The following is a 14849-nucleotide window of genomic DNA, read 5'->3' as shown; positions in this document are numbered from 1 at the left end:
ATGGCCTGATACACCATGAAGGCCTTTTTCGACATTCTCAGCTTCGGTCCTGACGGCTGGGGTTATGTTTTAACCATGGCGGTCCTTGTGACGGTATCGCTGGCGGCGATGGGCTTTGCGCTTGGTGCAGCCATTGGCGTCTTTGCCGCCTGGGCAAAGATTTCCGGCGGGCGTACATTGCGGACAATCGCTGATGGTTACACGACGATCATTCGTGGCATTCCCGACCTGCTGGTTATCTACCTGTTTTATTTCGGCGGCAGCGCGGCCGTGACCGCCATCGGCAAGTTTTTCGGGGCGCAAGGTTTTCTTGGTTTTCCGGCTTTTCTTGCCGGGGTGCTGGCCATCGGCATTTCCTGCGGCGCCCATCATACCGAAGTGTTTCGCGGTGCATTCCGTGCCGTGTCGAAGGGGGAACTGGAAGCAGCCTCCGCCTGCGGCATGGGACAGGCACTGAAGTTTCGTCGCATCATCGCGCCGCTGGCGCTTCGCCACGCTTTGCCCGGTCTTGGCAATGTCTGGCAGGTTGCCCTGAAAGAATCCGCGCTCATTTCCGTCGTTGGTGTTGTTGATATTCTGCGTCAGGCGCAGATCGGTGCCGGGTCTACCGGGCTGCCGTTCAACTTCTTCCTGATCGCAGGCGCGCTCTATCTGCTGATCTCCTCGGTTTCAGGCACGATGCTGCAGGCCGCCGAACGACACTTCTCACGTGGTGTCAGGAGGGCAAAATGAATCTGGAATTTTACACCGAAGCCTTCCTGGCAATGATGGGTGGCGTGCCCCTCACTCTGCAGCTTGCAGCCAGCGCTATCATCTGCGGCGCAGTGCTTGCCCTGTTACTGGCGCTGATGCGCCTGTCCGGCGTCACTGTACTTGACTGGATTGCACGCCTCTACATCTTCGTGTTCCGCGGCACGCCACTTCTGGTGCAGATATTCATCATCTATTATGGTCTCAGCCAGTTTCCGGCGATCCGCTATTCCTTCCTGTGGCCCATTCTGCGTGAGCCCTACTGGTGTGCGATCATAGCGCTGACCTTGAACAATGCCGCTTATGCCGGTGAAATCATCCGTGGCGGTCTTCTATCCGTGCCTCACGGCCAGGTTGAAGCAGCCAGGGCCTGCGGCATGTCGCGTTTCACCTGCTTCCGACGCATCGTGATGCCACTTGCCATCCGGCAGGCCCTGCCCGGTTACGGCAATGAGATGATTTCCATGGTCAAGGCAACATCGCTCGCCTCGATCATTACATTGATGGAAGTCACCGGTATTGCGGCGAAACTCATCTCGGAAAGCTACCGCGTCATTGAGGTATTCGTCATCGCCGGTGCAATCTATTTGGCCATCAATTTCGTTCTGACCCGCCTGCTTCTGATCGCGGAATACAGGCTTACGCCCTACCTGCGTCAGCCAACGATCAGCATCCTGACCGAAGGAAAAACACTTTGAGTAAAGTTATCTCTGCCAATCCCCCGGTGGCGCTGAACGTTGAGAACCTGCGAAAAAGCTTCGGCCCGAATGAAGTGCTGAAAGGCATTTCGCTTGAAGCACGAGAAGGCGAAGTCATTTCAATTCTTGGCTCGTCGGGCTCGGGAAAGTCTACGTTGTTGCGCTGTATCAATCTCCTGGAAATCCCGACCTCCGGCACGGTGACTGTTTCCGGCGAAACCATTCGCATGGCCAAAAACTCGAAGGGTGAGGCTTTTCCTGCCGACAAACAACAGGTTTCGCGCATCCGCTCTGAGTTGGGCATGGTTTTCCAGAGCTTCAATCTTTGGTCACACAAGACTATTCTCGAGAACATTATCGAAGCGCCGATCTATGTTCAGGGCCGCCCCCGTGCTGAATGTGTCGATGAGGCGGAAGCCTTGTTGGCCAAGGTCGGTATCGCGGACAAGCGTGACTTTTACCCGGCTCACCTGTCCGGTGGACAGCAGCAGCGCGCCGCGATTGCCCGTGCATTGGCAATGAAACCCAAAGTCATGCTGTTCGACGAACCGACATCCGCACTCGACCCGGAACTGGTCGGCGAAGTTTTGCGTGTCATGCGTGGGCTAGCCGAAGAAGGACGGACCATGCTGGTCGTCACCCATGAAATGGGTTTTGCCCGCGACGTATCCAACCGTGTCATCTTTGTTCATCAGGGCGTGGTGGAAGAAGACGGCGCGCCGGAAGACGTGTTCACCAACTCCAGATCGGAGCGGTTCCGTAAATTCATCAGCCACGAAAATGCGGGCTGAATATTTTAAACGGCATTCATTCATGCCAAACGCGGTTTGGCATTTAACTGCAGTAAGGGAAGTAAAATGAAGACCAAGGGATTTTTGAAAGCCCTGTTCGTTTCGGCCATCGTTGTGACCGCCGCTTCGGCACACGCTGAAGAAAAGACATGGACCAAGATCACCATCGCGACCGAAGGCGCCTTCCGGCCCTACAACTTCACCAAGCCTGATGGCACGCTGGATGGTTATGAAATTGAGTTGAGCAAAGACCTTTGCGCACGCATGAAGGTGGAATGCACCATGATTGCGCAGCCGTTCGACGGCATCATTCCAGCACTCAACGCTGGCAAGTTCGATGCGATTATGGCAGGCCTCACAGCGACCGCGAAGCGTGAAGAAACCATCGATTTCTCGGTATCTTACGGCCTGACACCACAGACTTTTGCGACGCTGAAGGATAGCCCGTTCGCCAAGCTGCCACACACTGGTGAAACGCTTTATCTTGCCAAGGACGAAGCTGCAGCCCAGAAGGCGATTGACGACGTTGCTGCGGAAATCAAGGGACGGACAATCGGCGTGCAGACTGCGTCGCTGGGCCTGACGCTTCTCGAAAAATATTTCAAGGATTCCACTGACATCCGCGAGTACAAGACCACCGACCAGCACGATCTCGACCTGAAGTCTGGTCGCGTTGATCTCGTTGTCGCTTCGCTTGCCTATCTCAGCGACACCGTCAAAAAGCCAGGCAACGAAGACATCGTTATGACCGGTCCATTCTTCAAAGGTGGCATTCTTGGGCGTGGCGTTGCCGTTGGTCTGCGCAAGGGCGAACCTGAGCTGCAGAAGATGTTCAATGAGGCGATCGACGCTGCGAAAGCAGACGGCACTGTGAAGCGCCTGTCTGAAAAGTGGTTCGGCTTCGACGTCACGCCGTAATCTTTGAACATGCTTTTAAAAAAAAGGCCGCCTCAGGGCGGCCTTTCTTTTGAGGAGTTAGGAGATAAGCAGGTTCTTCGCATTGATCATTTTGAAGCGCATGGCGCATGGCGCATGCCATCACACATGCGATCGCTTCACATGAACAATCTCATCGCTGCGAAGACAGCAGCTTTTCCAACAACGAAGACAGGGTTTCCTGCTCATCCTTGCTCAAACCGTCCACAATCAGGTGTTGGTTTGCAACATGGGCAACGACTGCTTTCTCAATCAACGCTAACCCGTCTGCGGTGAGCGCAACGAGTGTACCGCGCTTATCGGATGGGTTTGGACGACGCTCGATCAGCCCGGCTTTCTCCAACCGATCAATTCGGTTCGTCATGCTGCCGGAGGAGATCATCGCCACTTCGTAAAGTTCCGTCGGCGTTAGCGCGTAGGGAACACCACTGCGTCTGAGCGTCGCCAACACATCGAATTCGCCGGGTTGCAGTCCGAAGCTCGTGAAGACCGGACCAAGCCTGTCGCGACCAATGACCAACGCAGCCTCGTTCAACCGACCAAGCAGGATCATGGGACCTGTCTTTATCGTCGGCATTTCATTGGCCCACTGTGTGGCCGCAAACATTGCTCTATCCATACCTCACCTATCTTGACGTCAAGATATATTGCCCCTACACCGAAACATATAGCTCTACATAGAGATATAATCCTCGAGCCTTCCCGGCAATAGCTTTGGCAGAAAAATGAACAAGTCCCCTTCTTCCCTCCTGTTTTTTACAAGTGTCATACTCGTTGGCCTTAACCTCCGTCCCATCCTTGCATCCATCGGCCCGTTACTCGATGGCATACAACGTGATACTGGCCTTAACGACAGCGCCGCAAGCCTTCTGACAACACTGCCTGTCGTCATGATGGGCGTTTGCCTTCTTGGAACATCATGGCTTCGACGGACTATCGGCGAAGACAGAGGAATCCTTCTTGGGCTGGCGCTCATTTTCTTAGGCGCTCTCGCTCGGATCATCGGGCCGACGTCGATAAAACTGTTGCTCACGGCGACGTTAGGCGGCGTTGGCATCGCAATCGTGCAAGCACTGATGCCGACAGTCGTCAGGAGGCGTGCTGGTTCTCAGACTGCTCAACTCATGGGGCTATATTCAACCGCCATTATGGGCGGTGCGCTGCTCGCCAGCATGATATCGCCGTGGCTTGCAAATATGTGGGGTTGGCCGTCAGCACTTGGCGCATGGGCACTCCCTGCCCTTTTGGCGATTGCCAGCTGCCTAATAACGCGAGACGGCCCGCAGGTCGTAGCAACCTCATCAGCTTTGAACATTCACAGGTCGCCGCGGGCCTGGGCACTGCTTGCTTTTTTTGGATTGGGAACCGGCGCCTACACCCTTGTTCTGGCCTGGCTACCACCGTTTTTTACCCAACTGGGCTGGACGCCTCAGGCAGCAGGAAACATTCTCGGCGCTCTCACAGCGGCTGAAGTTATCGCGGGCATTGCCGTCTCCTTATGCGTGGACCGCAGCCATGATCGCAGACCGGCATTGCTGACCGCATTGGCATTTCTGCTTGTCGGAATGCTTATGCTTTGCCTTGCGCCTCTTGCATTGGCCTGGCCAGCTGCAATTTTTGCGGGACTGGGGATCGGCGCATTGTTTCCTTTGTCGCTTATCGTCTCGCTGGACCACGGTGAGGGTAATGAAGCTGGTGTAATCCTAGGCTTTGTTCAAGGGGGAGGATATGTACTGGCCGCTACACTCCCCTTTGTCGCCGGCATATTGCGACAAAACCTCTCTGACCTGACACCCGCATGGTGGCTGATGTCTGGGTTTTGTGTGGTGCTTGCCACTATCGCCGTTCGTTTGCGTCCCACTGACAGAATTCGCTCGTCAGAGATACAATCCGCTCAATCAGCATAGGCAACATGAAGCTGGCAGGCGACGCTCAGCAAGGTAAAATCCGCAGCATCGGCAATGTTGCGCCCCGTCAGGGTCTCGATACGGGTCAGTCGCTGATAAAGCGTATTGGTGTGGATTTGTAACGCATCAGCTGTGCGGCCCGCCGACTTTCCCTCCTGCACGTAGCGAAACAGGGTTTGGTAAAGGACGCGATGTTTTTGATCACTGAGAAGTGGGTCCAGGACCTGGCGGGTAAAGCGCAATACTTCTTGCCGGTCGCGCCCACCCAATAGCAGTTCGATGCCCATATCCCTATTGGTTAGAATACCTGGACGGCCCCGTCGCAAAAGGCACTCGGCCGCCTTTATGGCTTGGGCCTGTGCAGACCTGTGAAAACCCGGCTGTTCGTAAATATCGCTCGCCCCAATGCATACCGCCGCTACACTGGCCACATCCATCAATACCGCAAGGTTTCTCTCAAGCGCCGCCATGGTCGAGGCTGAAAAAAGCATGACGATCTGCTCGCGCTCATGAAACACAAGAGCATTGGTCAACTTGGTTGCATTCTGGAGTTCGACCTCATGTTTGTGCAAGGCCAGGTGCGCTCCAACGAGCGCCCGCTCACCGGGAGGCGTCGCAACAAGGATTTGGCTGAAACGATCCGGCCTGAAGCCAAATTGCGGTCTGAGAACGTCGCCCTCTATGCCCTCAGCCAGATCCTCGAAATAGGCTTTTTTGCTGGCGTTGAGCACATTGACGCGGGACATGTCCCGTACGAAATCCAGCGCGACAAAGGCGGCCAGCGTACCAAACAAAGCGCGGTGAAAACTCGTGTCACCAGACACATCGAAATGGAAATATCCAACCGGCGCTTCAGCCACCTCCACGACTTGCTGCAGTGTTTCGCGCTCGCTGCTCCACTGCCCGGAGTGATAGTCCATACCAAGAACGTTTTCGAACCGAAACTCGACATGGAACAGCTTGGCGACCATGGCAAGTTGTTCAGCCAGTCCGCCGCTGGTCGAGAATATCCGCAGCAATGTGTCGTGTAATTGAACCGCACGATCAAGCTCTGCATTCTTGCGGGCAAGATCGCTACGCATCGCTTCCAGCCGGTCAGATGTCGCAAGCGCGTTCTGGTAGACAAGCGACCTCTGGTAAGCGATCGCGACCTGTGCCGCCAGGGATTCAAGAACCTGCCGGTCAAATACCGAAAAAGCACCGTCGCGTGAAAAACACAGCGTCGTCAGTGTACCAAGGCGCTTACCTTCGGCCATGACGGGCACACACAGTAGCGCATTGGAAATTTGCGAACGTTCCATGAAGGATTGATTTTCAGGGCGCATGACACGGTGGGCATCAATAATGTTTTGACGACCGTTATGGATCGATGGCCGGCCGGTGGTGAACACTTCCCCGGAAACGGATTCGTTTGGTTGCAGGCGATAGTCTTTGTAGTCATCCGGCAGGCCGTCATACGAGACGGGGATGAGATAACCGCTGTCTTCATCAAACAAGCGAAATACCCCGGCATCCGAATGAGGCAAGACATGCATCACTTCGCGCAAGACGTTATCGACAATTTCATTGTCGTCCAGCGAGTTGATGACAGCAGCGTTAACCGATGCCAGCATGCTGACCGTCTTGCTTTGAACGGAAATGATTTCATCCCTGACGATTTGCAGGATTTCGGCGACAATCATCTCACTCTTGCTGCCGAAAATTTCAAACCGCGTTTGCTTTGCAGTAAAATACGAGTGGTCAACGACCAGCAAGAAACTGCCACCCGCACGCGTGATGGAGTGGTTCAACGACAGCGGTGCGTTTTCAATGTCGACATCAAAATCCTGAAAACGGATCATCCCGGATCTCGCCAATTCGCGCAGCCGAGAATGAGAGTGCAAATCGATTTTCATAGACACCTTTATGGCTGAACACACATAACAATAATCATTCTCATGTGTGTTTCAACATAGCTTTATTTTGAGGGGGTGCCACAAAGAACAAAAGCCAAAGCAAGGGGAATTCTAGACATGTTTTCGAATATACAACGCCGCCATGTGATCATAGGAATGTTGTTCCTGTGCTGGGTTGTCGGTTTTATCGACAAGACCGCAATCAACATCGCCATCATCCCGATCAGCGAGGAGTTCGGCCTTAGCTCAGATCATCAGGGCATGATCATCAGCGCGTTTTTTCTTGCATATTCGATGACCCAGCTGATCGGCGGTTATCTGGTGGACCGTTTCGGAGCGCGGCGTGTTCTCAGTTCCGCTGTCGCCGTCTGGTCGCTTGGAACGGCAGTTTCTGGCGCGGTGAGTAACGCGGTGGGTCTCGCCGCTGCGCGTGCCGTTACTGGTGCAGGTGAAGCGGTGTTTCCGGCAGGCGGCTCGGTTGCCATCACGGAACACTTTGAAAAGTCGCAGATGGCGCGCGCCAAGTCGGTGCTGCAGTCCGGCGCATCGGTTGGTTTTGCCGTCGGCTCCATCGTCATTACAGCACTGATTGCTGCCCATAGCTGGCAGATGATGTTTTATGTGCTGGGCGGCGTTGGCATCTGCATGTCAATCGCGCTTTTCTTCGTCATGAAGCCAGTAGATGACCAGTCCGTTGCCAAGACAAAGGTTGAAAAGGTTTCCGAAAAGAAACGCATTGGTGCGTTGCTGAAAAACTCGCTGACCTGGAAAATCACGCTCGTCTATTTCTTCACCAACATCGTCTTCTGGGGTCTGCAGTCCTGGCTGCCGTCCTACTGGGTGAAAGTGAAAGGCATGAGCATGGTGCAGATGGGCGCCTATTCGATGATCCCACCAGCACTCGGGTTTATTTCGTTTCTGACCTGCGGCTGGCTGCTCGACCGCTACTTCCACCAAAAGGAAAAGTATCTCATCTGCATCGGCTCTGCCGTGTCTGCGATCTTCATCTACCTGATGGCTAATGAAGAATCCATTCCGCTGGCCTTTGCCTATCTCTCGGTTTCCAACGTCTTCCTCAATGCGATCTCGATTAGCGTCTTCGTCAGCATTATGAAGCACTTCCCGCAGAACACCGTCGGAACGGCGACTGGCCTGATCAACTCGCTCGCCCAGCTCGGTTCCTTTGCATCACCGATGCTGATCGGAGCTGTCCTTTCGGCCACTAATCAGAATTACGGCATTGCATTCTCGGTGATTGTCGCCTGCGCGGTTGTGGTCTGCATTATCGCCACCACCTTTCCCGCCGTTCACGGCAAAAAGCCTGTCGAACAGACCGCCTGAAGGAATAAAATGACTTACCTCGACATTATCGAACGGACTGTCACGTCCCAGTCCGACAATCTCAAATCCGTATCCGATGCGATCTGGTCTTTTGCTGAAATCCGTTATGAAGAAACGCGCTCCGCAGCCCTTCTCGCCGACGAACTGGAAAAGGCTGGCTTTGATGTCGCGCGTAATGCCGGCAACATCGAAACCGCCTTCGTCGCAAGCTACGGCGAAGGCCAACCGGTCGTCGCAATCCTCGGTGAATTCGATGCCTTGACCGGCCTCAGCCAAAAGAGCGGTGTCACCAGCCACGATCCAATCGTTGCAGGCGGTAACGGTCATGGTTGCGGCCACAACCTTCTCGGCACCGGCGCGCTTGCCGCCATTCTGGCGCTCAAGGCCTGCAAGGACGAACTAGGGCTGAAAGGCACGATCCGTTATTATGGCTGCCCCGCAGAAGAAGGCGGCGGCGGCAAGGCCTACATGGCGCGCGAAGGCCTGTTTTCGGATGTTGATGTGGCATTCACCTGGCATCCGTGGGATGAAAATCTCGCCTATAATGCCCGCATGCTGGCGACCAATCAGTTGTATTTCACGTTTCGTGGAACAAGCGCTCACGCAGGTTTTGAACCCCATCTGGGACGCTCGGCGCTGGACGCCGTCGAACTGACCAATGTCGGCTGTAACTATCTGCGCGAACACATCCTTCAGGATGGCCGCATTCACTACGCGATCACCGATACCGGTGGGCGCGCACCGAATGTGGTGCAGTCGCAAGCTCAGGTGCTTTACAAGGTGCGCGCGCCGCGCATGGATCAGGTCCGTGACATCACCGAACGGGTCAAGGACGTGGCACGCGGTGCCGCGCTAATGACCGGCACCCAACTGGAAATTACTTTTGATGCGGCATCGGCTGATCTTGTGCCGAATGTCACGCTGGCACGGATGATGCATCAGGAGTTCGAAAAATTCGGTGTTGCCGGTTTTTCAAACAGCGAAAAGGATTTTGCCGGTAGCATCCAGAAAACGTTTTCGAGTGAAGTTCAGGCCCGAATTGCCAAACGCGGCAAGATCCTGTCAGAGGACCTGAACGCATTCGAGGAGGTGCCAACATTCCTGCATGGTTCGACTGATGTCGGCGACGTCAGCTGGCTTGTTCCAACAGGCCAGGTCTATGTCGCAACAGAAGCCTATGGCACACCTCCACACACATGGCAGATGGTGTCGCAGGGAACCTCGGGTTATGCCCATAAGGGCATGTTGCAGGCTGGCAAGGTGCTGGCAGCTTCCGCCGTGCGTGCACTGACCGACCCCGAACTGATTGCCGTCGCAAAACGCGAACACCAGGAGCAGTTGGGCGGGGAAAGTTACATGCCACTGATCCCGGTAGACGCCACCCCGCAGCGTCTCCGCTGACAGACAATCCGCACCAGATCCAACCTCCCTGACTTGAGAAGCGGATGATCACGTGAAGCCAGACATGTTGACCCGCCCGCAGCCTCTTGTCAGCGAAGTCGCCTGACGAACGCTCGCCGGCATCAAAATCATTTGTTGGTCATTTAGCGCAAAAACTTGTCCGAAAGGACAAAGGTAGCCGGACGATCTCTTCCGAAATTGATACTATCGGACCCCTCTGCGTTTCGTCGTTGGGAAATCAGGCAGCGTCTTTCTTTAATAGACTATTTTGATGAATGACAATTCTAAAGCGATGGGGTTCTCAAAAACGGCTCAACACTAAAAAATAATGCGATTGAATTTTGCGCCTCCGCACAATCATCGGGGTTTGAGAAATGGGGTCGGAAATGAGGATGCAGGGCAAGTTGAAAAAGGTCAGGAATAATGGGACATCGACGACGTCCATCCGTTGTCCGCTATCAAACATCATTCCGTTGTTTTTCGCGAGAACGTGTGGCGGATAGTGACTGGCGTGGTCAAGATCATGCATATGGCCCGAGGCTGAAACCATCACGCTATTACCAGCAGGAAAAAGCCCGGCATTGCTGCCGGGCGTTCCCTATCGACTTTTGTTAGACCAGAACGAACGGGTCAGACGAACCCAACCGGAAGTCGCGTCATCGATATTCGCGCTTTGGTTATAACCCTGTACTGCTAATTCAAGCAGTAAATGCCGCTGATCAAGCCCGAGAGGCGCAACCCAACATGAGGGCCAGCGGGCTTCATGGTGAAGAGAATTACAATCTTCCGTTGCAAAACCCAATCAGTTTGATAGACAAATAGCCATATAGGCTCTTTGATGACGAGTGACATATGATCGAAACTGATAGGCTGTTATTACGGCCGTACGTGTTGGCTGAATGTCAGTCTTATCTGGCAATGTGCTCCGATCCCCTCGTACTCAAATTTCTGGGTGGAAAACCCTTTTCACCCGAGGATGCCTGGCATCGGATTTTACGCTACACGGGCCACTGGGCATTGCTGAATTATGGCATCTTCGCCGTCATTGAGAGAAGTTCAGGCGAATATATCGGTGAAACCGGGATCGCGGATTTCCACCGGGGACTTGGTGACGCCTTTGATGGATACGGTGAAGCCAGCTGGACATTCGCTTCGCGGGTGCACGGGCGTGGATTTGCATTGGAAGCGGCCGAGGCAGCGCACAAATGGTACAACGCCAACTTACACCAGAACCGAACCGTATGCCTTATCGATCCCGATAACGCAGCGTCTCTGAAAATGGCTGGTCGACTGGGCTACACCGCCTTTGATACGAGAGATTATAAAGGGCAGACCATGGTAGTGCTCGAACGCACGGCCTCTGCTTAGTAAACTATCGGCAGGCCTTTATAGGAGAGAGGTCGGAGGAATGATGAAGTACGATATCGACAAAACAAGCACATCGGTACCATTGCTGCTGGCTCTCTAGGTATTTAGCGAAGCACCGTCAGCTTGCCGTCAAACGCGATGACGCCCTGAATGATTTGCATCCACTCAGCGGTTTTATCGATTTACCGTCATCTATCGATGCAAGATCGAGTATCACAGCATTGGCAATTGTATGGGCACGACTAGCGACTGCGATTCACCTGGGTCTCCGCGAGACACAAGGATTTGATGATCCGGCGTGGGGTCGATGCGGGTGCTACCAAGGTCTGCCACGGCCAATATGTTTGCCGCCAAGTCGCGGATTTCCTGAAGAAGCGGCGGCGCCATTCGGAACGCAAGCAACCAGACAACATCGTCCTCAGGTAAGGTCGTTCTGCTAACTGGTGCATTTGGCTGACTTGATCGATTGCGACAGAACCGGGACTATTGAGGCGTAGGCTCTAGCGCCTTTGCTTGCAGACCTGTGCTCAACGATGAGGTCGAATGAGATTCAATGATCCCGCAGCTTGAGCCTACGGGTGAGTTTTTAGCGGCGCCAGTAAGAAATTGGTCATGGAAACCCCATACGCTCCTACCGATATGAAAGGCGGTGGCTGCCATGGTTTTTTCGGCATGATCGTTGATTACAGTTCACTCTTGATTGCGCTTGCCGTCTCGACGACGTGTCTTGGTGTGACCCTGCTTGGCAGTTGGTTCGCACGCCGCTCCGAGACCTTTCTACTGAGCTGTACGCTCGGGCTCGTGCTTATCGTTGGCGGCATTGTTACCTACGGTCTCTATGTAAACGATCCTGCTGTTTCGTTTGGCGTTGTGTCGTTCATACTTCTTCATGCAGGTTTCGCAATTATCTGGGGAGCGGGCTGCCAATTTCGCAGCAACATCTTGCCGCTGCGAGCTACAATTACTTGGGCTTTGGCAGCAATGCTTGTCTCCATTCCTCCGCTGCTGATCGGTTATGACGGGATTGCATTTATCGCTCAAAATACGGCGATTGCCGCAATGCTCTTCGCGACCGCCTGGCAATATTGGCGCGCGCGCGGAGAAGCACTTGTTCCTCTCATCGGAATTTCCATCCTCTATTGCCTGGCGGCAACATCCTTTGTTGTCTGCGCCGCCGTTCTCGTTGCCGAGGGAAAGACCGTATTGGGAGTTGCGCCAAACAATTGGGCCGAAGATCTCAATATCGCTGTTTGCATTGCTGGCATGACCGGCATCGGCGCCCTTTCACTGGCCCTTCACCAATGGCGGCTCGCCGCACGTCACCTTCTTGAAGCCATCACAGATCCACTAACCGGCCTGCTAAATCGCCGTGCGCTATTCGAGCGCTACGGTCAGCGTTTGATCGGACCGGAAACGGCAGTCTTGGTCTTCGACCTTGATCATTTCAAATCCATCAACGACACTTTCGGGCACGCTGCCGGCGACCGGGTGTTGAAGATCTTTGCTGCTGAGCTTGCGGTTAATTGTGGACCCAGCGACACTGCTGCGCGTCTTGGTGGCGAGGAATTCGCGCTGATCTTGACCGACGTCATGCCCAATCGTGCCGAGATGGTGGCGGAGGACATTCGCAAAGCCTTCGAAGATCAGAAAATCCATGTGGAAGGTGAAACCCTCACGTCCACGGTCAGCGCCGGGATCGCCTTGGGATGTCCCGTTCCAATGGATTTCGACGCTATGCTGAGTGCGGCAGACAAGGCACTCTATATCGCCAAACGCGCGGGCCGTAACCGGATTGAGCTTGCAAGCCATCTGCACTCTGTATCGATTGGTGCCGCTCGAACCGTATCGTAGGCGAACTGTGCATTAAGCAGACCAAGAGCAAGGGTGTCCCGCCGCTCTCATCGTCAATTACAGCCAGCAGTTCGACAGCTAACTCGACCCTGAGTACTTGATCGGGCTCGGGCCTGGCGATGACACCATACGCGCAAGAAACGCAAGGTCACATTGGCAGGAAGAGACCATCAGCCACTGCGGACATAAGCGAGATCGCCACCATGATTTACCTACGTTAGCCGAGGCAAACGATTAGGTCTTGGCCTCTCAAACCGAAGATGCGACCTGGTAGCACACCTAGCCAAGGAAATCAGGGAGTTGTCGGGTCTGCCGTCTATTCACGACGCGTTCACCGCGGAACAAGGTTCATTCACGCAAACTATGCGCAAAGAAAAAGCCCGGCATCTCTGCCGGGCTTTCATTAATCGACTTTTCGTCAGATTAGAACGAACGTGTCAGGCGCAGGAAGCCAGAAGTGTTATCGTCGCCAACGTCTGGGCTAACGTAGTCAACAGTCGCACCAACCTTAAGGCCTGTCGCAAGCTGGTATTCAGCCAATACGCCAACGCCCCAGATGTCGTTGTTGTCCTGCGTGCTCCAGTAAGCAAGGGAAGGAGCGATTGTCAGCTTCTCTGTTGCCTTGAGAGCGTACGAACCGGAAACGGTCCACTCGTAGGACGTGGCAGCGAAGTCAGAGTTAAAACGGTCGACGTAAACGTTGTCACCCGAAGACCAGCCTGCGCCGAGTTCCAGAGTGCCTGGGCCGATCGGTGCAACGAGCGTTGCATAGATGGCGCCTTCTTCAGCTTCGTTGTCGTAAACACCGCGCAGTGCAGCGTTTGCGGAACCGAAATCAACCTGTGCATAACCCTGCAGACCAAATTCGGAACCTGCACGATCGGAGTATTCGCCAGACAGATCGTTGATGCCAACACCAATGCGGAATGTACCTGCGTCATAGAGGTAGTTGACAGTGTTGAAGTTTGTTGCAGCTTCAAACGCGTCAAGCTCACCGTAAATGCCGATGTCATCCCACCAGGTCAGAACTTTACCTGCCGTCAGGCCGCCGACGCTGACCCAAGCCTGCTCAAGCTCGAGAGACGAGGAAGAGTTTCCATCGCGAGGACGGTAGTCACCCTCCAAACGAATGTAGGTGCCGATGGTGCCGAGTTCGGAGTCGGTCTTCGTGTCGAAGAACACGCGAGCACGAACTTGGGAGTTCCAGTCAGACGAACGACCGCCTGGAGCCAGACCACCAATGTCTTCGCCGAATGCGACGGTCGCACGAACTTCGCCACCAATGCGCAGGCAGGTTTCAGTGCCTGGGATGTAGAAGTAGCCAGCGCCAAAAGCGTCGCAAACGCGTACGTATTCCAGAGGCTCGGGTTCGGCAGCGACGATAGCGTCAGCGGCCTGTGCGCCAGAAACTGCTGCGAGTGCTGCAGCGGAGCCGATGAGAAGGCTCTTGATGTTCATAGTGACCTCCAGTGAAGGATTAGATTGCTATCGGTTAGATTTGTGAAAATCATCTCAAAACCTAAACCAGTTAAATAAAAACAGGCGAAGCCCGCTTCTTGACGGAAAGAATACGCGACGCACTCACGGTTGCAATCACGTTGCCTCAATTAGTGCAATTTTTTGGACGCTTCCCACCGTGACGTTGCAAAATGCACACAAAAGTAATGAGAGGGCATCAATCGTCACTTATTTCGATATCCACCTGAAAAATAACGAATTGTGTTAGAATTCCGGTCGAATTACGGCAAAAATACGCCCTTATCTTCGGAGCAAAAAGCATCAGACAAAGAGACCGACACGCCTCTCCCGTAAAAACTGAGCGTCTAGAAATTTAGCCTGACAAAAACAATCATAGATTGTACTTCAGTTCAAATATCAAGTCCTCCTGAGCTTTTATAGCTTGTCGTGAAG

12 protein-coding genes are annotated in these 14849 nt (G+C 54.0%); 9 read left to right on the top strand and 3 right to left on the bottom strand.

Features of this window, described 5'->3' with window-relative positions; genetic code table 11:
• Positions 1-15 precede the first annotated feature (15 nt).
• From PYL13_RS24330 to PYL13_RS24315, 4 genes are all read left to right on the top strand, one after another.
• Positions 16-732, top strand: coding sequence for an ABC transporter permease (locus PYL13_RS24330; protein ID WP_192490289.1), 717 nt, complete (start codon positions 16-18; stop codon positions 730-732).
• A complete protein-coding gene (locus PYL13_RS24325) occupies positions 729-1448 on the top strand; it encodes an ABC transporter permease (RefSeq protein WP_275643621.1) in 720 nt (239 codons plus the stop codon). Before PYL13_RS24330 ends, PYL13_RS24325 begins: the two co-directional genes overlap by 4 nt.
• Positions 1445-2239: an ABC transporter ATP-binding protein gene (locus PYL13_RS24320; protein ID WP_275643620.1), complete on the top strand. Its 795-nt coding sequence runs from the start codon at positions 1445-1447 to the stop codon at positions 2237-2239. The genes PYL13_RS24325 and PYL13_RS24320 overlap by 4 nt, the downstream gene beginning before the upstream one ends.
• 66 nt (positions 2240-2305) lie before the next feature.
• A complete protein-coding gene (locus tag PYL13_RS24315) occupies positions 2306-3157 on the top strand; it encodes a transporter substrate-binding domain-containing protein (RefSeq protein WP_192490286.1) in 852 nt (283 codons plus the stop codon).
• Between the two features lie 151 nt (positions 3158-3308).
• On the opposite strand, the gene PYL13_RS24310 is transcribed toward PYL13_RS24315, so the two are convergent.
• Positions 3309-3794 (bottom strand): MarR family winged helix-turn-helix transcriptional regulator, encoded by a 486-nt coding sequence (locus PYL13_RS24310; protein ID WP_441296694.1) that lies wholly within the window; start codon positions 3792-3794, stop codon positions 3309-3311.
• 106 nt (positions 3795-3900) lie between these two features.
• Between PYL13_RS24310 and PYL13_RS24305 the strand changes: the two genes are divergently transcribed.
• Positions 3901-5082, top strand: coding sequence for an MFS transporter (locus PYL13_RS24305; RefSeq protein WP_275643618.1), 1182 nt, complete (start codon positions 3901-3903; stop codon positions 5080-5082).
• Here PYL13_RS24305 and PYL13_RS24300 read toward each other — a convergent pair.
• On the bottom strand, positions 5070-6923 hold the full coding sequence (locus PYL13_RS24300) for a GAF domain-containing protein (RefSeq protein WP_275643617.1): 1854 nt from the start codon (positions 6921-6923) through the stop codon (positions 5070-5072). The genes PYL13_RS24305 and PYL13_RS24300 overlap by 13 nt on opposite strands.
• A gap of 171 nt (positions 6924-7094) precedes the next feature.
• On the opposite strand from PYL13_RS24300, the gene PYL13_RS24295 reads away from it, so the two are divergent.
• The 4 genes from PYL13_RS24295 (at position 7095) to PYL13_RS24280 (ending at position 12938) form a co-directional block, all read left to right on the top strand.
• On the top strand, positions 7095-8318 hold the full coding sequence (locus PYL13_RS24295; RefSeq protein WP_275643616.1) for an MFS transporter: 1224 nt from the start codon (positions 7095-7097) through the stop codon (positions 8316-8318).
• Positions 8319-8327: 9 nt separating this feature from the next.
• Positions 8328-9719, top strand: a complete 1392-nt coding sequence (locus PYL13_RS24290; RefSeq protein WP_275643615.1) for an amidohydrolase — start codon at positions 8328-8330, stop codon at positions 9717-9719.
• An 852-nt stretch (positions 9720-10571) separates the two neighbouring features.
• A complete protein-coding gene (locus PYL13_RS24285; protein ID WP_275643614.1) occupies positions 10572-11087 on the top strand; it encodes a GNAT family N-acetyltransferase in 516 nt (171 codons plus the stop codon).
• Between the two features lie 672 nt (positions 11088-11759).
• A complete protein-coding gene (locus PYL13_RS24280; protein WP_275643640.1) occupies positions 11760-12938 on the top strand; it encodes a GGDEF domain-containing protein in 1179 nt (392 codons plus the stop codon).
• 423 nt (positions 12939-13361) lie between these two features.
• On the opposite strand, the gene PYL13_RS24275 is transcribed toward PYL13_RS24280, so the two are convergent.
• A complete protein-coding gene (locus PYL13_RS24275) occupies positions 13362-14396 on the bottom strand; it encodes a porin (protein ID WP_275643613.1) in 1035 nt (344 codons plus the stop codon).
• Positions 14397-14849: the final 453 nt, after the last annotated feature.

Origin of the sequence: Agrobacterium sp. Azo12 (assembly GCF_029193765.2) — a bacterium.
Taxonomy (GTDB): Bacteria; Pseudomonadota; Alphaproteobacteria; order Rhizobiales; family Rhizobiaceae; genus Agrobacterium.
The sequence above is the reverse complement of the archived record's forward strand: the minus strand, read 5'-3'. Positions and strand labels throughout refer to the sequence as shown.